Consider the following 23,212-nt stretch of genomic DNA (forward strand, 5'->3'; position numbering starts at 1 on the left):
GGTCCGGCTGCTCAGATGTTGCGCCCGGACGGAAAATGTGACGTTGGCGATAACGCGGTCGCCGAGCGCGGCGTCATCCGGTGGTGTCGCCGTTCGGGGGCTGCTCTTCGTCGAGGAACAGGCCGTGCCGGAGAAGGCCGGTGACCGAGGCGTCCCAGCGTCGCAGCTGCGCCTCGCTGAAGAACGATTTGCCCAAGTAGAGCTCGATGTAGGGATGCAGAATGACGGCGCCGACGCGCAGGATGACAACGTTGATCGCCGCCCAATCCGGGTCGAGGTCTGGTTGCGTATTGCCCTGCGCGACGAAATGTTCGCGCTGGGCCGCGCTGATGCCCACCAGACCGCTGAAGATGATCGACCCGAACGCGCCGCCCTCCGCGAGCGCGCGCCCGAGATAGGTCATCACGTCCGGGCGTTCGACCATCAGGGCGGTCAGCCGGCGCCCGGCCTCGCTGAGCCCGTCGGACGGCGGGTCGGGCAGCGCCGTGGGGGCGAGGGCCTCACCGACCACCTGCAGCACGTACTGATCGACGGCCGCGGTCAGCGTGGCCTTGGTGCGAAAGTGGTGCTGGACCAGCCCGATCGACACCTCCGCGGTCTCGGCGATCCTGCGTAGCGACGTGGCGGCGATGCCGCGATCGGCAAAGCAGCTCAGCGCGGCGTCGCGGATCCGTTCCTTGGACGTCGGCTCGATCGGAGGAGGCGGATCGAACGGAAACAGCCGGCCGAGTTCCACGGCCCGACAATATACCCACATCGTGGTGCGATACCGGCATATCGACTTACCAGAAGCCGGTATTGCCCAGCGTTTTTCGGTGTGGGGCGGGGGAGCGGGCGACGCGTAGCGACGGCCCGCTACCTGCTTGCGGTGTTGGAACGCTCGGCCGGGACCACCGCCTGGCCGGGCACCGCGGGCGGGGCGGAAACGGCCGGCAACGGGATCCGCTTCACCCCGGGGGTGCCGAGCCGGCCGGCCAGCCACGGCAGCGCGGCCGCGAAAGCCCGGTCCGCGAACGGCCAGTCGTGCTTGCCCGGCTGGGGGAGCACGGCGCAGTCGATGCCGTTGGCGTGGCCGAGCGCGCACAGCGAGTAGGCGGCCGCCGTCTGGTTGCCCGGGTTGGCCGCGGCGTCACGGCTGACGAGACGCATTGCGCCCGCGTCGGTTACCGACACGTCGCGGCGCGCTGCCGGCGGCCCGTCCGACGAGATCGCGAACCAGCCGGCCACGTCGCGGTACCGGCCGTGCCGGTTGATCACCGTGGTCGGGTCGAACGCCGCCCACGCCTCGGCGTTTCCGCCGAACAGCCGGGCGACGGTCTGCGCCTTGGTCCCCGCGTTGGGGTAGAAGTCACCGGCGATGTCGACGAACGCGCTGAACATGTCGGGATGCATGACGGTCAGGTCCACAGCGCACGTCCCGCCCATCGACCAGCCCGCGACTCCCCAGTTGGACCGGTCGGGGCTGACACCGAAAGTCGAGACCATATACGGGACAACGTCCTTGGTGAGATGGTCGGCCGCGTTGCCGCGAACGCCGTTGACGCATTCGGTGTCGTTGTTGAAGGCCCCTCCGGAGTCGACGAACACCAGCACCGGCGCCTTGCCGGCGTGTGTGGCCGCGAAGTCGTCGATGGTCTTGACGGCGTTGCCCGCCCGCGTCCAGTCCGCGGGCGTGTTGAACTGCCCGCCGATCATCATCACGGTCGGCAACGCAGGCGGCGGGCTGTCCCCCGCAAGCGGGTGGTACCCCCTGGTGAACCATTCGGGCGGTAGGTACACCAATTCGCCGCGGTGCTTGAAATGCGATGCGGCCGAAGGGATCACCACGGGGACCAGGCTGCCGTGCGGTGGGCGGGCCCGCTTGGCGGCCATCGCGGTGATGGTGGCCCGGTCGGCCTGGTCGGGCAAGGGGCCGGAAGTGAGTTGGTTCCACGCCGCCTGCACGGTCGGGAAGTAGCCGACCCACAGGTTGAGCGTCAGCGCCGCGCAGAGCAGACACAGCGGCACCGCGAGCAGGGTCGCGCCGCGCCGCCACGGCCCGGCCCCGCGCCAGCCCAGAATCAGCACGGCCGAGGCCAGCCCGGCCAGCGCGATCCACAACCACAGCGCCGGCGGCGCCGGTTCGTCCGCCAGGCCGCGGTCGACGATGTACCAGTGCGTCACATAGGCGGCGGCACCGCCGACCGCGCCGGCCAGCGGCAGCCAGACGGTCCGCCAGCGCCGTGACCGCCAGCCGACGGCCAGCGCCAGCACCACCGCGGCACCAACCTGGATCGTCGTGGGCAGCCAGCCGTGCATCAGGGAGGTGTGACCACTCGCCAGCATCTGTGCCGTCCCGAGGGGCGCTGAGGGCGCGGTGGCGGTCACGTGACTCATTGTGATGGATTGTTAACGTCCCCGGAACATTATCGGTCGATGTCCGCGACGCGGCCGACCGGGGTTCGGGGATCGTTCAGTGCGGCTTGGCCAGCGGGAACGGCAGCGTCTCGCGGATGCTGCGGCCGGTTATGAGCATGACGAGCCGATCGACGCCCATGCCCATCCCGCCGGTGGGCGGCATGGCGTATTCCATGGCCTGCAGGAAGTCTTCGTCGAGTTCCATCGCCTCGGGGTCGCCGCCGGCGGCCAACAGCGACTGCTCCTGCAGGCGGCGCCGCTGCTCCACCGGATCGGTCAGCTCGCTGTAGGCCGTCCCGAGTTCGACGCCCCACGCGACGAGATCCCACCGCTCGGCGACGCCGGGCTGGCTGCGGTGCGGCCGGGTCAACGGCGATACCGAGGTGGGGAAGTCGATGTAGAAGGTCGGTTGCTCGGTCTTGTCCTCCACCAGGTGTTCGTAGAGCTCCAACACGACGGCGCCGGCATCCCAATGAGCCCGATAGGGAATGTGCACGGCGTCGGAGAGTTTTCGCAGGGCGGCCAGCGAGGTTTCGGGATGAACATGCTCGCCGAGCGCTTCCGATACCGCGTCGTACACCGTCTTCACCGGCCAGACGCCGGAGATGTCGACATGCTCGAGGCGCCCGTCGGCGCCGGGCCGCAGCACGGTCTGCTCGCCGTTGGCGGCCTGCGCCGCGTTCTGGATGAGCTCGCGCGCTCCGTCGATCCACGTCTTGTAGTCGGCGTGTGCCTGGTAGGCCTCCAGCAGGGTGAACTCGGGATTATGGCTGAAGTCGACGCCCTCGTTGCGGAACGCGCGGCCCAACTCGAACACGCGCTCCACGCCGCCGACGCACAGCCGCTTCAGGTACAGCTCCGGCGCGATGCGCAGGAACAGGTCCATGTCATAGGTGTTGATGTGGGTGACGAACGGCCGCGCCGTGGCCCCACCGTGGATCTGCTGCAGGATCGGCGTCTCGACCTCGATGAATCCCTTGGCGAACAACGTTTCCCGGATCGAGCGCAACACGCTGCTGCGGGCCGTGATCAGGTCGCGCGACTCCGGGTTGACGGCCAGGTCGACATATCGCGTGCGTACCCGTGCCTCGGGGTCGGTCAGCCCCTTCCACTTATTGGGCAACGGCCGCAAGCACTTACCGATCATCCGCCAGTCACGCACGATCAGCGAGCGGGTGCCGTTCTTGCTGTAGCCCATGTGCCCCGTCATCTCGACCAGGTCACCGAGATCGATCGCTGCGGTGAAGTCGGCGGTGCGGCCGTGCTCCAGGTGCGAATTGTCCAGCAACACCTGCATTTCGCCCGACCAGTCCCGCACCTGGGCGAACAGCACGCCGCCGTAGTCGCGTATCCGCAAGATGCGCCCGGCCACCGACACGGTCTCCTGGTCGTCGGCATCCAGCGCGCCGGCGATCGTGTGGCTGGGCGGGGATCCCACCGGGTAGGCGTCAACGCCGTTGCGCTGCAAGATTTTCAGCTTGGCCAGACGCACCCGCACCTGCTCGGGAAGGCGGGACCTCGACTCCTCTTCCTCCGCGGCGGTGGCCCCGCGCTGCAGCCCGCTGACGTCGGGCGCCGACCCGTCGTGATGCAACAGCCCGGACTCGGCCAGCCTGGCCGGCACGGCGGGGTGATGCCCGGTGTGCGTCCTGCGCCGGCTGAATGGGAACACGAGGAATCCCTCGGCGAGGGCCGAGGCGACGCCGACCCGCGGGATCAGCCGGGCGTCCTCGTAGCAGGCGTAGCGCGGAACCCAATCGGGTTGGTACTTCATGTTGGAGCGGTACAGCGTCTCCAGCTGCCACCACCGCGAGAAGAACAGCAGGAATCCGCGCCACAACCGGGCGACCGGTCCGGCACCGAGTTGGGCGCCCTGTTCGAACGCGGACCGGAACATGGCGAAGTTCAGCGAAATCCTGATGATGCCAAGGGTTTCCGCGTTCAGGGCGAGCTCGCTGACCATCAGCTCGATCGTGCCGTTGGGAGATTGCGGGGAACGGCGCATCAGGTCGAGCGAGACGCCGGTGCTTCCCCAGGGAACCAGCGACAGCATCGCGACCACCTGGCCGTCGCGGTCCAGCGCCTCGACCAGCAGGCAGTCGCCGTCGGCGGGATCGCCGAGCCGGCCGAGCGCCATCGAAAAGCCGCGTTCGGTCTGGGTGTCGCGCCAGGCGTCGGCGCGCGCAATGGTGTCGGCCATCTCGTCGGCGGAGATGTCGCGGTGCCGACGGATGCGCACCGTCAGCCCGGCCCTGCGGGCCCGCGTCACCGCCTGGCGCACCCCGCGCATGTCGGGGCCGGACAGCTTGAAGTCGGCCGCCCGAAGGATGGCCTCGTCGCCCAACTCCAGGGCGTTGAGGCCGGCCTCGCGATAGGCCTGGGCGCCCTGGGAACTCGCGCCCATCACCCCGGGCGCCCAGCCGTAGGTTTGGCACAGCCCCAGCCACGCGTCGATGGCCTGCGGCCACGCCCTCGGATCGCCCACCGGGTCGCCGCTGGCCAGGCAGACGCCGACCTCGACGCGGTAGGTGACGGCGGCCCGGCCGCTGTGCGCGAACACCACCGACTTGTCGCGGCGGGTGGCGAAGTAGCCCAGGGAGTCGTTCTTGCCGTACAGCTCGAGCAGCCCGCGGATCGCCGATTCGTCCTCGCCGGTGAGCGCGTTGTCGGCGCGCTGCGACTGGAACAGCACGATCGTCGCCGCGATCAGTGCGAGCGCGCCCAACAGCCCGAAGACGGCGTTGAGCAGGACGTGCGGGCGTCCGGTGAAGGCGTCGGGGTCGACGATGGAGAACCCGACGACCCGGTTGACCACGTACCAGAAGCGGGAGTCCGGCGCCAGGGTGCCCGGGAACATCTCGACCAGACCCCAGGAGACCAGGATGCCGATCACCCACCCGGTGACCAGGACCGCGGCCGCCTTGAACAGTGCGGCCCTGCGGACCTTGGCCCAGAACTGGCGATAGGACAGGAGCAGCAGCACGATCGCCACGATGTGCACGGCGAAACCGAGGTTCTCGCCGAAGGACTCGGCCGGGGTGTTGTCCCCGGCGGCGATGTCGGCGGCGTTCAGCGCGGCGGCGAGGATCATGTTGCCGAGCAGCAGCACCCAGGCGATGCGTTTGCGCGCGGTCAGGGCCGCGGCCAGCAACGCCAGCACGAACGACCACGCGATGCTGGTGTCGGGGAAGTTGAACAGATAGTCGTTGATGAATTCGCGCGGGACCTTGATCAACCACCGGACCAGCGGCGACACGCTCGCGACCAGCGACAGGGTGGCGATGATGCCGACCGTCCAGCCCGCGGCCGCCGGTACCCACCGATACCGGGAGTTCGGCTGGCTGCCCGAACGCGGGCCGAAGCGGGACGTAGCTACAGTCACAGACCGCGAGGATATGCCTTCAAACCATGAAAATCCTGACGAAGCGCCAAGAGCCACCGGGGGGAGTTACCCGGTTTGCCGGAGCTTCGCACCCCGCGCGCGTGCGCGCCGTCCGCGGACGTGCTGGAAGACGCCAGATGGCTGCTAAACTATGGGCTGCGACCATCCCGGTGAACGCCGGGGAACAGTAAGTGGAGTCCCACTCCCACCGCTAGCCACGAGACAGGTCTTGCGCCCGTCCCCGGCGACACGGTCCGGTCACGGGCATCGTCGATGCCCGTTCCGCGGATAGCGCGGTCGGCTTGATGCGTTCAAGCCGTGATCGGTCGGCATTGGGCCCTGCGTGTGCGGGGCTTTTTTGCTGGTGGTGTGGTGTTTCCACCGCTGAATCTCCGACGGGCGTGGGCGGTGGCCGCCACCGGAGAACCAGAAGCCCAACAAGGGAGGCCCCATCAGCACTGAGACCCGCGTCAACGAGCGCATCCGCGTACCTGAAGTCCGATTGATCGGCCCGGGAGGGGAGCAGGTAGGCATAGTGCGCATCGAAGACGCACTGCGCGTCGCCGCGGACGCCGATCTCGATCTCGTCGAAGTTGCCCCGAACGCCAGGCCGCCGGTCTGCAAAATCATGGATTACGGCAAGTTCAAGTACGAGGCGGCGCAAAAGGCGCGCGAATCCCGCCGGAACCAGCAGCAGACCGTCGTCAAAGAACAAAAGCTGCGACCCAAAATCGACGATCACGATTACGAGACCAAGAAGGGCCACGTGATCCGCTTTCTGGAGGCGGGATCGAAGGTCAAGGTCACCATCATGTTCCGTGGACGTGAGCAGTCGCGGCCCGAGCTGGGCTACCGATTGCTGCAGCGGCTGGGCGCCGACGTCGCCGATTACGGATTCGTCGAGACGTCCGCCAAGCAGGACGGCCGCAACATGACGATGGTGCTGGCACCGCACCGCGGCGCGAAGACGCGCGCCAGGGCGCGGCATCCCGAGGGACCGGCGGGCAGTGCGGCGGCGGACTCCGACGCAGCGGCGGAGACGAATCCGTCGCCCAACTGACCTGACAGCACGAGCAGGACAAGCAGTACGAGCCAGGACGAGAGACCCGTCCGAGAAAGTAGTAGAGGAAACATGCCCAAGGCCAAGACACACAGCGGGGCCTCCAAGCGGTTCAGGCGCACCGGAAGCGGAAAGATCGTGCGCCAGAAGGCGAATCGGCGCCACCTGCTCGAGCACAAGCCCACCAAGCGCACCCGGCGGCTCGACGGCCGCACCGTGGTGGCAGCCAACGACACCAAGCGCGTCAACAAGCTGCTCAACGGCTGAGTGGCCGCTCCAGACCCTGAAACATTCACTGCCTGAACGAGAGTAGGAACATCCAATGGCACGCGTGAAGCGGGCGGTCAACGCCCACAAGAAGAGGCGCAGCGTCCTGAAGGCCTCGAAAGGCTATCGCGGCCAGCGATCCCGGCTCTACCGCAAAGCCAAAGAGCAGCAGCTGCATTCGCTGAACTACGCCTACCGCGACCGCCGTGCGCGCAAGGGCGAGTTCCGCAAGTTGTGGATCTCGCGCATCAACGCGGCCGCCCGCGCCAACGACATCACCTATAACCGGCTGATCCAGGGCCTCAAGGCCGCCGGCGTCGAGGTGGACCGCAAGAACCTCGCCGACATCGCGATCACCGATCCGGCGGCGTTCACCGCGCTGGTCGAGGTCGCCCGGGCGGCCCTGCCCGACGACGTCAACGCCCCGTCGGATTCGGGAGAAGCCGCTTAACGCACGGCGATGCCGTCGGCGCTCACCGAACGCTCGGCCCGGGTGGCCGCGGCGGTCAAACTGCATCGGCACGTCGGCCGCCGGCGGGCGGGACGATTCCTCGCCGAGGGTCCCAACCTGGTCGGGGCGGCGGCGGCGCGCGGGTTGGTGCGCGATGTGTTCGTCACCGAAGCCGCGGCGCAGCGGCACGCCGCCCTGCTGGCCGCCCAGGAGTGCCCGGTCCATCTGGTCACCGAGCGGGCCGCGAAGGCGTTGTCGGACACCGTGACCCCGTCCGGGTTGGTCGCGGTGTGCGACATGCCGGTGACCCGGCTCGAGGACGTGCTCGCGGGCCCGCCGCGGTTGGTCGTGGTGCCCGTCGAGATCGGTGAGCCGGGCAACGCGGGCACGCTGATCCGGATCGCGGACGCCATGGGCGCGGGCGCGGTGATCCTCGGTGGGCACAGCGTCGACCCGTTCAACGGCAAGTGCCTGCGCGCGTCGGCGGGCAGCATCTTCTCCGTTCCGGTCGCGGCCGCGCCCGACGTCCCCGCCGCCGTCGCCGCCTTGCGCGCCGCCGGGCTGCGGGTGCTGGCCGGCACGATCGACGGGGCGACCCGCCTCGACGAGGTTTGCCTGACCGCGCCGACGGCCTGGTTGTTCGGCGCCGAGGCGCACGGGTTGGCGGCGGACATCGCGGCGACAGCGGATGAGCGCGTGTGCATCCCGATGTCCGGGGGCGCCGAGAGCCTGAACGTGGCCGCCGCCGCGGCGATCTGCCTGTATCAGAGCGCGCAGGCTCTGGGTCTGCTCAGGCGGCCCTGACGCGGCCCCGGGCCGGGCGCAGACCCGCCAGCGAGAGCGTGCCGTGCACCAGCGAGCCGGCGCGCTCCATGAGCGCTTTCGCCGGGTCGAGCGGGGATCGGAGCGCGGAGCGGCTGATCGGGTGGGAGCGCGGGGGGAAGTAGTGCATCGGCAGCCCGCGGCGGTCGCGCGGCGGTCCCGTGAACGCCGGCGCCTCCACCAGCGGGGCGTCGCTGGGCAGCCGGCCCTCGGCGCGACGATAGGCGGCCAGCGCCCGCGGGTGCAGCCGGATCTCGTCGGGAACCGCCAGGAAGGCCAGCTCGACGGCCTTGCCGAACAGGCGCAGCAACACCTCGTCGCCCGCCGTCCAGTGCAGTCCCGCCTTCTCCCGCACCGCGGGCTCGAACAACCCCGCCGCGATCCAGCGCTGGCCCGCCACCAGCGGCCTGAACAACTGGTCCCAGACCGGCGTCGGCATCAGCACGAACCTGGGTTTGGGAATCCGGATCCTGAAGATGTCCAGCGTCGCCTGGTTGATCTCCAGCTCGTCGCGGCAGACCCGATCCCAGTACTCCTGGAATTCCTCCCACGACCGGGGGACCGGCCGCATGCTCATGCCGTACATCCGGTACCACTGGACGTGCTCGTCGAAGAGCTGCCGCTTCTCGGCCTCGGTGAGGCCCCCGCAGAAGTAATCGGCCACCTTGATGATGAGCATGAAGAACGTGGCGTGCGCCCAGTAGAAGGTCTCCGGGTTCAGGGCGTGATAGCGGCGGCCCGCGGCGTCGACGCCCTTGATGGTGCGGTGGTAGCCCTTGATCTGCTGGCCGGTCTGGGCCGCGCGGTCGCCGTCGTAGACCACGCCCATGATCGGGTACACCGACCGGGCCACGCGCTGCAGGGGCTCGCGCAGCAGGATCGAATGCTCCTCCACGCCGGCGCCCAGTTCGGGATACATGTTCTGGATCGCGCCGATCCAGACGCCCATCATTCCGGTGCGGAGGTCGCCGAAGTACTTCCATGTGAGCGAGTCCGGTCCCAGCGGATCGGCGGATGTCGTTGCTATCGCAGTCATCTCGGCCTCCTGCGCCTCACTGCGCGTCACTGCGCTCACGATAAGCTCTGACAACGCGCGTTGTCTAGAATTTCGGCGGGCGCGCCGGGGGACGTTGTCGAGTCGCAACTTTTGCGTGACCGCGCTCGCCGCGGGCACACCCGACGCCGTTTCGACAAGCCGCGCGGGCGCAGTGAGATTGCGCATTTTCAGACCGCTGGGCGACTGTTAGGCTTTGCTTCTCGCCGCTCATTCGGCAGTCGGTTTTGTGGAAATTCGACCAGGGAGGCACGCCAATGTCGTCAGTGACCGTAATGCCTGAAATCGTGTCCGCGGCGAGTGGCAATTTGCAGAACTTGGGGACGGCGCTGCGCGACGCGAATGCGGCCGCGGCCAGCCAGACCACCGCGATCGCGGCGCCGGCCGCTGACGAGGTCTCGTCGGCGATTTCGGCGCTGCTGGGTTCGCACGGCCAGCAATTTCAAGCACTCAGCGCCAAGGCGGCGACGTTTCACGATGAGTTCGTGAATTTGTTGAATGGCGGGGCCGCGCAGTACGTCAACACCGAGTTGGCGAATGCACGGCAAACACTGATCAACGCGGTGAATACGCCGGCGCAGGCACTGCTCGGCCACCCCGTGTTGGGCACCGGCCAGGGGGCCGCCGCCAATGCCGCCGACACGATCACGCCCAGTTTCCAGGGGTCCAATTTCAACTTTCCGGTCGGCCCCTTTGACGTGACGGGGGGTTTCGGCCAGGTCGCCTTTGCCGACGGTGGGTTTGCCGTAACCGGAACTGTCGGCGTAAACCTCAACACGCCGTTTGGTTCGCCAGTGCTCGCGTCGGGCAACGCGATCTCGGGCATTGCCGGCGACGGCACCTACTTCGGGCACATCTTTGAGTCCTGGCCGTTCGGTTGGACCACCGTCGATGCGACCGGAAGCTTCTTCCCCTTCGGATTCACCAGCCTGGCGTACAACTTCAACGGTTTGGAAATATCGTTGCCGGGGACCGGCTTTTTGGGCCCGGTCTTCCCCAACGTGACCTGGAACCCCAACCCGTAACCTGCGGCATCCGCCGTCACCGGGGCTGCCCGGCCCGCGTGTACCGCATACCCTGGCCACGTGGACGTTGGGCATCGGGACACGGAGTCCGGCGAGTCCGAACAGGCACTCACTGCGGTGGCGTCGCCCGACGAGGGCAGGCGGTCACCCGCGCGGTGGCTCCGCAGCACCAACCAAAGCCCCGGGGTGGTCTCGTTCGTGCGGCGCGCGCGACGGCTGTTGCCCGGCGATCCGGAGTTCGGTGACCCGCTGTCGACCGCGGGCGAGGGCGGTCCGCGCGCCGCGGCGCGAGCCGCCGACCGGCTGCTGGGGGACCGGGACGCGGTTTCGCGCGAAGTCAGCCTCGGCGTGCTGCAGGTGTGGCAGGCGCTGACCGAGGCGGTTTCCCGGCGGCCGGCAAACCCCGAGGTGACGCTGGTGTTCACCGACCTGGTGGGCTTCTCGACGTGGTCGTTGCACGCGGGCGACGACGCGGCCCTGGTGCTGCTGAGGCAGGTGGCGCGGGCCGTCGAGCCGCCGCTCCTGGACGCCGGTGGCCACATCGTGAAACGCATGGGCGACGGGCTGATGGCCGTGTTCCGGGATCCGACCGTGGCGCTGCGGGCGGTGCTGACCGCCAAGGAGGCGCTGAAATCGGTCGAGGTCGCCGGCTACACCCCGCGGATGCGGGTCGGGATCCACACCGGCCGTCCCCAGCGGATGGCCGCGGACTGGCTCGGCGTCGACGTCAACATCGCCGCGCGGGTCATGGAACGCGCCACCAAGGGTGGAATCATGGTGTCGAGCTCGACGTTGGACCTGATACCGCAGACCGAGCTGGACGCGTTGGGCATCGTCGCCAAGCGTGCGCGCAGGCCCGTGTTCGCGGGCAAGACCGCTGGCGTCCCCGCCGACCTGGGGATATACCGCCTGAAGACTCTTAAGGAGTTAACAGCCTTTGATCACACTGCCGAAACAAATTAGCCCGCATAATGGATCCCAATGATTGGGGGCATCCTTTCCCGGCTCGCCCGGGTCCAGTTCACGGTGGGGTATGTGGCGCTGCTGTTCGCCATCAGCTGCGCCATCCTGGCGCTCGGCCCGCACGCGCATGACGTGCTTGTTCAGCGCGCCAGCACCAACCTGCACAACCTGGCCCACGGTCACATCGGCACCTTGCTGGGCAGCGCGCTGGTCGTCGACGCCGGACCGCTGTATTTCTGGCTGCCGTTTCTGACCTGCCTGCTCGCGTTGGCGGAGCTGCATCTGCGCACCATCCGGCTGGTGGTGGCGTTCCTCGTCGGTCACATCGGCGCGACGCTGGTGGTCGCCGCCGCGCTGGCCGCGGCGGTGGAGTTCGGCTGGATGCCGGCGTCGATCACCCGGGCCAGCGATGTCGGGATGAGCTATGGCGCGCTCGCGGTGCTCGGCGCGATGACGGCGGTGATCCCGCAACGCTGGCGCGCCGCGTGGGTCGGCTGGTGGGTGGCGGCGGGCCTGTCCTCCGCGATCATCGGCGGCGATTTCACCGATGCGGGTCACACCGTGGCCGTTGTGCTGGGTGTGCTGGTGTCCGCGCGGTTCCGGCAGCCCATCCGGTGGACGCCGGTGCGGTGCCTGATGCTGGCGGCGTCGTCCGGGTTCGGATTTCTGATGCTGGCGCACCACTGGGGCACCATGGCCGCCGCGCCGGTGTTCGGTGTGTTCGGCGCGCTGGCGGCCCACAAGATCTTCCAGTTCGTCACCGGACGCGCCGCGCTGCCCGTCGTGCCGGTGATGGACGACGGGCTGACCGGTCCGCAACCGGTCGTCGCCGGCTAGCGACTCGTCGCTCAACTCCCGAAGCACGCCCCGAGCGTCGTGCGTCGAATCGCTTATGATCGGCACTTGCGCTGGGCGAATCCAGCCGTTCGGAACAGCCTCGTCAGCAAGGAGAGTGCCGCCGCGTGGGCGATCAACCCGTCGACCTGTCGCCGGAAGCGTTGGCCAAGGCGGTCGCCGCCGCCCGGCGGGCCATCGACGACGCCGGCGATCTGGACGCGCTGGCGCGGGTCAAGACCGAGCACCTCGGTGACCGTTCGCCGCTGGCGTTGGCGCGGCAGGCGCTGGGCGGCGTCCCCAAGGACGAGCGCGCCGATGCCGGCAAGCGCGTCAACACCGCACGCGCCGAGGCCCAGCGCGCCTACGACGGACGGCTGGCGGTGCTGCGCGCCGAGCGCGACGCCGCCGTCCTGGTCGCCGAGGGCATCGACGTCACGTTGCCGTCGACCCGGCAGCCGCCCGGTGCCCGACACCCGATCACGATCTTGGCCGAGCACATCGCCGACACCTTCGTCGCGATGGGATGGGAGCTGGCGGACGGCCCCGAGGTCGAAACCGAGCAGTTCAACTTCGATGCCCTCAACTTCCCCGCCGACCACCCCGCCCGTAGCGAGCAGGACACCTTCTACATCGCACCGGAGGATTCCCGCCAGCTGCTGCGCACCCACACATCGCCGGTGCAGGTGCGCACCCTGCTGGAGCGGGAGCTGCCGGTCTACATCATCTCGATCGGCCGCACGTTCCGCACCGACGAACTCGATGCCACCCACACCCCCGTCTTCCACCAGGTCGAGGGCCTGGCCGTAGACCGGGGCCTGTCGATGGCGCACCTGCGGGGAACCCTCGACGCGTTCGCGCGCGCCGAGTTCGGGCCCACCGCTCGCACCCGGATCCGGCCCCACTTCTTCCCGTTCACCGAACCCTCCGCCGAGGTCGACGTGTGGTTTGCCAACAAGAAGGGCGGCGCCGACTGGGTGGAGTGGGGCGGCTGCGGCATGGTGCACCCCAACGTGTTGCGGGCCGCGGGAATCGACCCCGAGGTGTACTCGGGCTTCGCGTTCGGCATGGGCCTGGAGCGCACGCTGCAGTTCCGCAACGGGATCCCGGACATGCGCGACATGGTCGAGGGCGACGTCCGGTTCTCGTTGCCGTTCGGGGTGAGTGCCTGATGCGCCTTCCCTACAGTTGGCTCCGCGAGGTCGTCACGGCCGGCGCCCCGGGCTGGGACGCCGGTCCCGCCGATGTCGAGCAGACGCTGGTGCGCATCGGCCATGAGGTCGAAGAAGTGGTCACCCTGGGCCCGGTCGACGGGCCGCTGACCGTCGGGCGCGTCACCGCGATCGAGGAACTCACCGAATTCAAGAAGCCGATCCGGGCCTGCCTGGTCGACGTCGGCGAGGATAAGCCCCGCGAAATCGTCTGCGGGGCAACCAACTTCGTCGTCGGCGAGCTGGTCGTGGTTGCGCTGCCGGGCACCACGCTGCCCGGCGGATTCGCCATCACCGCCCGCAAGACCTACGGCCGCACCTCCGATGGGATGATCTGCTCGGCGGCCGAACTCGGTTTGGGCGCAGAGCATTCCGGGATCCTGGTGCTGCCGCCTGCGACCGCAGCGCCGGGCACCGAGGCCGCCGGCGTCCTGGGCCTCGACGACGTGGTGTTCCATCTGGCCATCACCCCGGACCGCGGCTACTGCATGTCGGTGCGGGGGCTGGCTCGCGAGATCGCGTGCGCCTATGACTTGAACTTCGTCGATCCCGCGGACGTCAAGCCGCTGCCCGTCGAGGGCGAGGCCTGGCCGCTGACCGTGGACGCCGAGACGGGCGTGCGCCGGTTCGCGCTGCGCCCGGTCACCGGAATCGACCCCGCCGCCGTGTCACCGTGGTGGCTGCAGCGCCGGCTGCTGCTGGCCGGCATCCGCGCGACGTCGCCGGCGGTGGACGTCACCAACTACGTGATGCTCGAGCTCGGCCACCCGATGCACGCCCACGACCGCAACCGCATCACCGGGGGTTTGCGGGTGCGGTTCGCCCGGCCCGGCGAAACCGTCGTGACGCTGGACGACGTCGAGCGCCGGCTGGATCCGGCCGACGTGCTCATCGTCGACGACATGGCCACCGCGGCGATCGGCGGCGTGATGGGCGCGGCCAGCACCGAGGTGCGCGCCGATTCCACCGACGTCCTGTTGGAGGCCGCGGTGTGGGATCCGGCCGGGGTGTCGCGCACCCAGCGCAGGTTGCACCTGCCCAGCGAGGCCGCCCGCCGCTACGAGCGTGCGGTGGACCCGGCCATTTCGGTGGCCGCGCTGGACCGCTGCGCCGCGTTGCTCGCCGAGATCGCCGGGGGAGCGGTGTCGCCGACGCTGACCGACTGGCGCGGCGATCCGCCGCGCGACGACTGGTCGCTACCGCCGATCCGCATCGCAGCCGACCTGCCCGACCGGTTCGCCGGGGTGTCCTACCCCCCGGGCACGACCGCGCGGCGGCTGGCGCAGATCGGCGCCGCCGTGGTGGACGACGGCGACGCGTTGACCGTGATACCGCCGAGCTGGCGGCCCGATCTGCTGCAGCCCGCGGACCTGGTCGAGGAGGTGATGCGGCTCGAAGGGCTGGAGGCCATCCCGTCGGTCCTGCCGGCGGCGCCCGCCGGCCGCGGACTCACGGCGGCGCAGAAGCGGCGGCGCGCCATCGGCAAGTCGCTGGCGCAGTCGGGTTATGTCGAGATCCTGCCGACGCCCTTCCTGCCCGCCGGCGTCTTCGACCTCTGGGGCCTGCCCGCCGACGACCCGCGGCGCGCGGCCACGCACGTGCTCAACCCGCTGGAAGCCGACCGCCCGGCGCTGGCCACAACCTTGCTGCCCGCGTTGCTGGAAGCCTTGGGCCGCAATGTGTCCCGAGGGCTTGTCGACGCGGCACTGTTCGCGCTGGCGCAGGTGGTTCAGCCCACTGAGGAGACCCGCGCCGTCGAGCTCATCCCGGTCCACCGCCGGCCGACCGACACCGAGATCGCGATGTTGGACGCGTCCCTGCCGCGGCAACCGCAGCACGTGGCCGCGGTGCTGACCGGCCTGCGCGAACCACGCGGGCCCTGGGGCCCCGGCCGCCGGGCCGAAGCCGCCGACGCTTTCGAGGCGGTGCGAATCGTGGCGCGCGCCAGCGGGATTGACGTTCGTCTCCGTGCGGCCCAACGGCTGCCCTGGCATCCGGGCCGGTGCGCCGAGGTGCTGGTGGGACAGACCTGCGTCGGTCACGCCGGGCAGCTGCATCCGGCCGTGATCGAGCGGTCGGGCCTACCCAAGGGCACGTGCGCGATGGAGCTCAATCTCGATGCGATCCCGATCGTCGACGCGCTGCCGGCGCCCAGGGTGTCGCCGTTTCCGGCCGTCTTCCAGGACGTCAGCCTGGTGGTGGCCGCGCACGTCCCCGCTCAGACGGTCGCGGACGCCGTCCGCGAGGGGGCCGGCGAACTGCTCGAGGACCTGCAGTTGTTCGACGTGTTCACCGGTCCGCAGATCGGCGACGACCGTAAGTCGCTGACCTTCGCGCTGCGCTTCCGCGCGCCCGACCGCACGTTGACCGAGGACGACGCCAGCGCGGCCCGCGACGCCGCGGTGCGGCGCGCGGCCGAGGCCGTCGGCGCCGAACTGCGCGTCTGACGCCCCACTCGGCGGGGAGCCGGCAGCATCTACGACCCCCTGACGACGTTTTCTACGCCCTTTGACCGATGGTCTGCGTCGGCCGCGCCGAAAAGATCTTACTTGCAAGTAAGAACTGGCATCGGGCAAGGAGGCGAGGGTCGGCATGTCGTTTGTGAGCGTGACGCCGGAATTGGTCCAGGCGGCGGCCCAGGATTTGGGGGACATTCGTTCGTCGCTGGCCGCGGCCGCCGCGACCGCGGCGGCCCCCACGACCGGGATCATGGCCGCGGCCTCGGACGAGGTATCGATCGCGATCGCTGCGATGTTCGGCGACGCCGGCCGGGCGTTCCATGCCATGGCCGCCCGGGCGCAGGCGTTTCATGCCGAGTTCATCTCCTTGACGAACAGCGGTGCGGCCGCCTACGCGAACGCGGAGGTTGCCAACGTCCAGCAAACGGTGCTCACCGATATGGCACCCGCCGCCCTCAACGCCGTGACGGGATTCGGCGCCACCGTCGCCGCCCCCTACGATGCGCTGGTCTCCAACACCGCCACCAACCTGCAGAGCCTCGGCGGTGCGATCGCGGCGAACCCGGCGCCGTTTCTGCACCAACTCGTCGACAACCAGGCGGCATACGCGCAGGCCATCGGCACCGGATTCCAGGCCGCGATCCAGAACCTGCCCGCCGAGGTGGCCAACCTGCCCGCAGCGATCCAAGCGGGCAGCCAGGGAGTGTTGACCTTCAACCCGGCGCCCGTCCTCCAGCAGATCGTCAACCAACAGGTCGGCTACGCGCAGTTGATCGCTACCTCGCTGCAGAACGCCGGCAACGACTTCATGGCCGGATTGACCGCGTTCCCCGCCAACCTGCAAACCGGATTCCAGACCATCATGAGCGGCGACGTCACTGGCGGACTGCTGCAAGTCGGCGGCGCCTTCCTGGCCCCGGTCTTCACCAACCTCAATGTCACCGTCGATCCCGTTACCGGGCTTCTCGACATCGCGCCCGGCGGCGCGTTGGGAGACCTGCTGCCCATCCTCGGCATCCCCGGGCAGATGGCGCAGAACTTCACGGATCTGCTTCCCGCTGGAGCCATTCCGAGGATGGTGGCGCAGAACGCGACCAATGTGTTCACGACGCTGACGGACCTGTCGCAGACGCTGGATTTGAACACCGGCAATCTGCACGTCGGGCTGCCCCTGGTGCTCGCGCTTGACGCGCTCGGCCCGCCGGTCACCACGCTGCAAGCGGTCGGAACCAGCGCGAGCGCCTTCATCGGCGCGGTGCAAACCGGCGATGGACTCGGGGCGGTTGCCGCACTGATCGACGCGCCCGCGGTCATCGCGAACGGCTTCCTCAATGGCCAAGCGACGCTACCCCTGCCGGCGCTGCTCGGCGGTCTGCCTCCCGAGGGGGTCGAAACGATCACGGCCATCCCGGTCGGTGGGATTCTGACTCCTCCGCAGTTCGCATCGCTCAGCATCCCCGCGTTCGGGCCGGGATCGATCACGCTCGGCGGCACGACGTTCGGAGGCATCCTGCCCGGCCTACTGGTCTTCCTGCCCGCAACCCTCGCGCAGGCGATCGGAGCACCGCCGGTCATGTAGCAGCCGCGGGCGCGGCGTCGACGGCCCGTCGACCTGCGACGTTGGGATATCGCGGCCCAAACCCCTCGCAACATGCGGTCGCCCTCGCTGTCGTGTTGACAAAAGCACATCGCTTATTAGACTCACGTCTGTCTTGGTTACCGACCGGTAAGATTACTGCGCGGTAACCGGCTGCGAGAAGAGTCGAGGGGGGCCTCGTGCACATTCGTGCGCGGGGCCTTATTCAACGTGTGTCTAATTGAGTGACCGTCGGTCACCGCCCGGTGGCCCGAGGAGAGGGTGGACATGTCCTTTGTGATCGCAATGCCAGATCTGGTCGAGAGCGCGGCCACGGATTTGGCGGGTATTCGTTCGTCGCTGGCCGAGGCCGCGGCAACCGCGGCCGGTCCCACGACCGGGATAGCGACCGCGGCGCAGGACGAGGTGTCGATTGCGATCGCGTCGATGTTCGGCCACTTCGGCCGGCAATTCCAGGCCGTGAGCGCTCAGGCGCAGTCGTTCCACCAGCAGTTCGTCTCCCTGATGAACACGGGTGCCGGGGCCTACGCCAGCGCCGAGGCCGCCAATGCGGCGCAGACCGTGCTGGGCAACGGCGGCCTCGGCGGGTTTGTCAGTGAGGAGATTCATGCTGGCGCGCAAGCCATTTCGAACGCGATTGCCAGCTCGCCAATTGGGCTAGGGTCGCTTCCGACGGGCGGGGCGGCCGCGCCAATCAACGCGCTCAGCTCGTTCGGCGCCAAGGTGGCCGCGCCGTACCAGGCGCTGGTCTCGAACACCGCCACCAACCTGCAGGCTATTGGTAACACCATCGTGTCGAACCCTTTCCCGTTCCTGCACCAGCTCGCCACAAACCAGATTGGCTATGGGCAGACGATCGCCTCGTCGATCGCGACCGGCATTGAGAACCTGCCCGCCGAGTTGGCCAATCTGCCGGCGACGATCCAGACCGGTATCCAGGGCTTGGCGACCTTCAACCCGGGCGCCTTACTGCAGCAGTTCGTCAACAATCAGATCGGCTATGCCCAGACGATCGCCACCGGGCTGCAGAACGCCGGTACCGACCTGGTGACCGGGTTGGCCGGTTTGCCGGCGAGCTTCCAGGCGGCCGGCCAGGCCCTGGCAAGCGGAGACCTCGTCGGCGCGGCGACTGCCCTTGGGCAAGGCGTGGAGAACGTCTTCCTCCCCGGTTTCAACATCGTCGTCGAGCCAAATGGAGTTCTCTCGATCGTCCCGATCGGCCCGCTGGGAGATTTGGCACCGATCTTTGCCATCCCCGGGCAGATGGCACAGAACCTCACCAACTTGCTGCCGCCGGGCTCCATACCGGCGCAGATCGCGCAACACGCCACCAACCTTGTCGAAGCGTTCACGAATTTCGGAACGACCCTCAACGCCCTCACCGCCAGCCTCGATTTCGGGATTCCACTGCAACTGGTTCTCGACGCGGTCGGCTCGCCGATCACCGCATTGAGCGCGCTGAATTCCAGCGCGGTTGCCTTTGGCAGCGCCGTCCAAACCGGAGATGGCCTCGGAGCGCTCGCCGCAGTTCTCGACGCTCCGGCCGTCGTCGCGAACGGATTCCTCAATGGCACGACGTACCTGACTTTGCCCCCGGCGAGCTTGTTTGGGTTCACGTCGCTCACCGAAATTCCCTTCGGTGGGATCCTCACCCCGCTCACCATTCCGGAGGTGTTTCTTGACGGGCAACAGCTCATCATTCCGAATGGCACCGGAATTGGCGGGATCATCCCCGGCCTGCTGAGCTTCCCGGCCCAGCTGGCGCAGGCCATCGCCTAGGCGGCACCTATCGCGCGGGAAGGGCGCCGGTGTCAGCCGGCGCCCTTCCCCTCAACCGTCTCCACCGGGCGGCGCGAGTCAGCGCCGCAGGCCGGGTAACGCATCCGCGGGGCGTCGCCACCTTCCTGGATCGCCGGCCGTCGTTGCCGATGCCTTCCTCAACGACCCGACCTCTGTGGCGTTGCTGCCGGTAATGATTCTCCTTGGTTCGGCCTTGCCATCGCCCCGCTGCCCTCGAGCTGCAGCCATGGTGCTCAACCGCCCAAATATCACGAAGCGTAACGAACGCTGTGAAAACGCAAATTGTCTTTTTCCTTCGGGGTGGCGGCTTATTAGGCTCGTGTCTGTCTTGGTTACTGCTGGGTAAGTTCCCTGCCGGTAACCGGCAGCGAAAAGAGCCGGGGGGCCTCGACGCACGCCTGTGCGCGAGGTCCCCGTTGGTTTCGCGCTGGATAACGAGTGACCGCCGGTCACCTCTTGATTGAGCCAAGGAGAGAGTCAGATGTCGTTTGTGATCGCTACGCCCGAGCTGGTCGAAAGCGCCGCCCAGGACCTGGCGGGCATTCGGTCCGCGCTGGCCGAGGCCGCGGCGACCGCGGCCGGCCCCACGACCGGGATAGCGACGGCAGCGCAGGACGAGGTATCGGTCGCGATCGCATCGCTGTTCGGCAACTTCGGCCAGGAATTCCAGGCTGTCAGCGCGCAGGCGCAAGCGTTCCACCAGCAGTTCGTCTCCCTGATGAACGCGGGCGCGGGCGCATACGCAAGCGCGGAGGCCGCCAACGCGCAGGCCGTTCTCGGCGGCGAGATTCCGGCTGGCGCGCAAGCCATTTCGAACGCGATCGCCAGCTCTCCGGTCGGGCTCGGGGTGCTGCAGACCGGCGGTGCGGCCTCGGCGATCAACGGACTGAACTCGTTTGGCGCCACCGTGGCCGCGCCGTATCAGGCGCTGGTCTCCAACACCGTCACCAACCTGCAGGCTATCGGAGCTACGTTCTCGGCCAACCCGTTCCCATTCCTGCACCAGCTGGCCAACAACCAGATCGGCTACGCGCAGACGATCGGCTCATCGATCGTGACCGGAATCCAAAACCTGCCCGTCGAGCTGGCCAACCTGCCGACCACCATCCAGTCCGGCATTCAGGGCCTGGCGACGTTCAACCCGGGGGCCTTGCTGCAGCAGTTCGTCAACAATCAGATCGGCTACGCCCAGACGATCGTCACCGGGTTGCAGAATGCCGGCACCGACCTCGTCACCGGGTTGGCCGGATTGCCCGCGAGCTTCCAGGCGGCCGGTGCGGCCCTCGCTGCCGGCAATGTCCAGGGCGCCGTCAACGCCGTGGCCCAGGGGCTGGAGAACGTCGTACTTCCCGGCTTCCAGCCACTGAGCGTTGACATCGGCATGCTGGGCTCGCCGACGGCGACGCCGCTCCCCATCACCCCGCTCGGCCCGCTGGGGGACCTCGCGCCGATCCTCGCCATTCCCGGGCAGATGGCGCAGAGCTTCACCAATCTGCTGCCCGCGGGATCCATTCCCGCCCAGATGGCGCAGAACTTCACCAACGTGGTCACCGCGCTGACCAACTTCGGCTCGACGTTCAATCCGGGTGACCTCGGAATCACCTTCGGCTTGCCTCTGCAGGTCCTGCTCGACGGGATCGGCGCCCCCGCCAACGCACTGAGCGCCCTCAATTCCAGCGCGCAGGCATTTGTCACCGCCGTGCAAAGCGGGGATCCGCTGGGAGCCGCAGCGGCCCTGATCGATGCTCCGGCCGTCGTCGCGAACGGCTTCCTCAACGGCCAGACGTTCATCAGTCTGCCGCCCCTGCCAGTGACCGTAACGGCCGGCGGCCTCCCGCTCTTGACTCTCAATTCAGTTGCCGAAGTTCCCTTGGGCGGGTTGCTCACCCCGCTGAGTCCGCTCGTTCTCGGTGGGGGCGGGGGACCGCTCCCCGGCACCCCGATCGGCGGCCTCATTCCGGGTCTGCTGAGCTTCGGGTCTCAGCTCGCGGCGGCGATCACGCCGTGACGCAATACGGATAGCCCCGGTCGCAGGCACGCCGATCAGCGCGCGCCCGAAACAACCGGCGCCGGCGATCGCGGCCGCTGGGTAGCCGTTGCGGGGCACGGCGTCGAGGGGCGCCGTGCCCCTACACGCCGAAGTGCTTGCGTCGGCATTCGGCGATCAGGAGCAGCCCGACTCGGTCGGCGTGGCGAAGCCCCTCTTGCGCTGGTGAACGGGGCTTGACGGGCCCGCGAACGGCAAATATTAGGCGCACGTTTATCTTGACGCTTTCGGGGTACACAGCGGCAACCAAAAATCGAGGGGGTCGGGAATGTCGTTTGTGATCGCGGCGCCGGGGCAGGTACAAGCGGCGGCCCAGGACTTGTCAGGCATCCGCTCGGTGATAGCCGAGGCAGCGTCGAGCGCTGCCGGCCCGACGACGGGACTTCTGCCCGCAGCCGCGGACGAGGTCTCGGCCGCCATCTCGGCGACGTTCGGCAACTTCGGGCAGGAATTCCAGGGGCTCAGCGCCCAAGCCCAGGCGTTCCATGCCGAGTTCGTCAGGCTGCTGAGCGCTGGCGCGCGCGCCTATCTCAGCACCGAGATCGCCAACGCCGAGCAGGCTGTGGCGAACGCGATCAACGAGCCGGCTGAGGCGATACTGGGCTCCCCGTTGGTAGGCGCCGGGGCCGCCCAGAGCGTCGGCGCCAGTGGTCTTCTCGGCGGTCTCCTCGGCGGCGGTACGTCCGGCGGCTCACTTCTGGGTGGTCTGACCGGCGGCACGAGCGGCGCCAGTGGACTGCTGGGTGGTTTGACGGGTGGCAGCGGCGGGCTGCTCGGCGGATTGACCGGCGGCGGCGGTCTCCTCGGCGGCGTCGGTTCACTCGGGGGGGTGCTGGGCTCGCTGGGAAGCCTCGGTTCACTAGGGCCCAACCTCGGATCGCTTCTGACGGGCATCCTTCCCGGATTGCCCACCACGCTTGGCGGCCTTACCAGTACGTTGACCGGCGTTGTGAACTCGCTGCTTCCGGGAATTGTGAACGTGCAAGCCGCCGCGGGCCCGTACTTCACCGGCATCGCCGGTCCGTACGAGGCGTTGTTCTACAACACGTGGGTCAACCTGAACAGCCTGACAGGCGGTTGGTTAGCCGATCCGTTCCCGTTCCTTCGGCAGTTCGTCGCCAACCAGATCGGCTACGGCCAGACCATCGTGACAGCATTCGAGACGGGCAATTACCAGCCGGTCTCCGCCATACCCGGCGAAATCGCGCACAATTTTGCGAATGTCATTGGCACGCTAACCAATACAAGGGTCACTTCGTCGTTAGTGGTCCAGCAAGTCCTCCCAACCCCGAGCCTGACTCTCGACAACGCCGTCGGGCTGCCACTGGTGTTCGGCGCCAGCCTGTTGGGCCCGCCTGCCGCCACACTCGAGGCGGCCGGATACGCCGCGTCGCTGTTCGAGTCCGCGGTCCAGGCCGGGAACGGCTCCGCGGCTTTCGCCGCCCTCGTGGACGCGCCGGCCTACATCGCCAACGGCTTCCTCAACGGCCAGGCGACCTACCCCTACGCGCTGAACCTCTCGAGCCTGACCGGGCCTGCAATCGGAGGTTTAGTGAACGTCACCGTGGTCGCCAACTTCCCGCTCGACGGAATACTGCACCCGCCGGGCTACTACCCGGTGACGGCGACGGTCACTGCTCTAGGAGGGACCGTTTTGCCGCCGGTCGATGTCAACTTGGGCGCCGGCAGTACGCCGTTCAGCGGGCTTTTGCCGTTCCTGGTGAACTACGCGCCTGAACAGCTGGCGCAAGCGATCGGCGCACCCGCAGCACCTCCGCCGCTGATCTCTATTCCCTTGCTGACCTTCTGAGGTCTTGCGGCCAAAGAAATTTCGAGGAACGGA

Annotated in this window: 17 protein-coding genes; 13 read left to right on the forward strand and 4 right to left on the reverse strand. The window is 68.5% G+C overall.

Annotated elements, in window-relative coordinates:
- Positions 1-73: 73 nt before the first annotated feature.
- From A5696_RS12375 to lysX, 3 genes are all read right to left on the reverse strand, one after another.
- Complete coding sequence (locus tag A5696_RS12375; RefSeq protein WP_067878566.1) at positions 74-757, reverse strand: TetR/AcrR family transcriptional regulator; 684 nt, start codon at positions 755-757, stop codon at positions 74-76.
- 98 nt (positions 758-855) lie between these two features.
- Positions 856-2,376, reverse strand: coding sequence for an alpha/beta hydrolase family protein (locus tag A5696_RS12380; protein WP_197516959.1), 1,521 nt, complete (start codon positions 2,374-2,376; stop codon positions 856-858).
- A gap of 76 nt (positions 2,377-2,452) precedes the next feature.
- Entirely contained in the window at positions 2,453-5,779 is a 3,327-nt protein-coding gene (gene lysX / locus A5696_RS12385; RefSeq protein WP_197516960.1) for a bifunctional lysylphosphatidylglycerol synthetase/lysine--tRNA ligase LysX, read from the reverse strand.
- 451 nt (positions 5,780-6,230) lie between these two features.
- On the opposite strand from lysX, the gene infC reads away from it, so the two are divergent.
- From infC to A5696_RS12405, 4 genes are all read left to right on the forward strand, one after another.
- Positions 6,231-6,839, forward strand: coding sequence for a translation initiation factor IF-3 (infC, locus tag A5696_RS12390; protein WP_082956203.1), 609 nt, complete (start codon positions 6,231-6,233; stop codon positions 6,837-6,839).
- Positions 6,840-6,911: 72 nt separating this feature from the next.
- Entirely contained in the window at positions 6,912-7,106 is a 195-nt protein-coding gene (rpmI, locus tag A5696_RS12395) for a 50S ribosomal protein L35 (RefSeq protein ID WP_066911302.1), read from the forward strand.
- A 55-nt stretch (positions 7,107-7,161) separates the two neighbouring features.
- A complete protein-coding gene (gene rplT / locus A5696_RS12400; RefSeq protein WP_067878574.1) occupies positions 7,162-7,557 on the forward strand; it encodes a 50S ribosomal protein L20 in 396 nt (131 codons plus the stop codon).
- Positions 7,558-7,566: 9 nt separating this feature from the next.
- The gene (locus A5696_RS12405) at positions 7,567-8,361 is read left to right on the forward strand and encodes an RNA methyltransferase (protein ID WP_067878578.1); all 795 of its coding nucleotides are present in this window, start codon (positions 7,567-7,569) and stop codon (positions 8,359-8,361) included.
- Here A5696_RS12405 and A5696_RS12410 read toward each other — a convergent pair.
- Positions 8,348-9,415 (reverse strand): oxygenase MpaB family protein, encoded by a 1,068-nt coding sequence (locus A5696_RS12410; RefSeq protein WP_067879169.1) that lies wholly within the window; start codon positions 9,413-9,415, stop codon positions 8,348-8,350. The genes A5696_RS12405 and A5696_RS12410 overlap by 14 nt on opposite strands.
- A gap of 275 nt (positions 9,416-9,690) precedes the next feature.
- Between A5696_RS12410 and A5696_RS12415 the strand changes: the two genes are divergently transcribed.
- The 9 genes from A5696_RS12415 (at position 9,691) to A5696_RS12455 (ending at position 23,179) form a co-directional block, all read left to right on the forward strand.
- Positions 9,691-10,458 (forward strand): PE family protein, encoded by a 768-nt coding sequence (locus tag A5696_RS12415; protein WP_082969002.1) that lies wholly within the window; start codon positions 9,691-9,693, stop codon positions 10,456-10,458.
- A gap of 117 nt (positions 10,459-10,575) precedes the next feature.
- Entirely contained in the window at positions 10,576-11,421 is an 846-nt protein-coding gene (locus A5696_RS12420) for an adenylate/guanylate cyclase domain-containing protein (protein ID WP_304442252.1), read from the forward strand.
- Positions 11,422-11,439: 18 nt separating this feature from the next.
- Entirely contained in the window at positions 11,440-12,258 is an 819-nt protein-coding gene (locus A5696_RS12425) for a rhomboid-like protein (RefSeq protein ID WP_067878587.1), read from the forward strand.
- A gap of 125 nt (positions 12,259-12,383) precedes the next feature.
- Complete coding sequence (gene pheS / locus A5696_RS12430) at positions 12,384-13,427, forward strand: phenylalanine--tRNA ligase subunit alpha (protein ID WP_067878590.1); 1,044 nt, start codon at positions 12,384-12,386, stop codon at positions 13,425-13,427.
- On the forward strand, positions 13,427-15,913 hold the full coding sequence (gene pheT, locus A5696_RS12435; protein ID WP_067878593.1) for a phenylalanine--tRNA ligase subunit beta: 2,487 nt from the start codon (positions 13,427-13,429) through the stop codon (positions 15,911-15,913). Before pheS ends, pheT begins: the two co-directional genes overlap by 1 nt.
- Positions 15,914-16,058: 145 nt before the next feature.
- A complete protein-coding gene (locus A5696_RS12440) occupies positions 16,059-17,504 on the forward strand; it encodes a PE domain-containing protein (RefSeq protein WP_067878596.1) in 1,446 nt (481 codons plus the stop codon).
- Positions 17,505-17,789: 285 nt separating this feature from the next.
- Positions 17,790-19,301: a PE family protein gene (locus A5696_RS12445; RefSeq protein WP_067878599.1), complete on the forward strand. Its 1,512-nt coding sequence runs from the start codon at positions 17,790-17,792 to the stop codon at positions 19,299-19,301.
- Positions 19,302-19,803: 502 nt separating this feature from the next.
- Positions 19,804-21,330, forward strand: coding sequence for a PE family protein (locus A5696_RS12450; RefSeq protein ID WP_067878603.1), 1,527 nt, complete (start codon positions 19,804-19,806; stop codon positions 21,328-21,330).
- Between the two features lie 307 nt (positions 21,331-21,637).
- A complete protein-coding gene (locus A5696_RS12455; protein WP_067878606.1) occupies positions 21,638-23,179 on the forward strand; it encodes a PE family protein in 1,542 nt (513 codons plus the stop codon).
- Positions 23,180-23,212: the final 33 nt, after the last annotated feature.

It is taken from the genome of Mycobacterium sp. E2699, from assembly GCF_001666745.1.
Taxonomy (GTDB): Bacteria; Actinomycetota; Actinomycetes; order Mycobacteriales; family Mycobacteriaceae; genus Mycobacterium.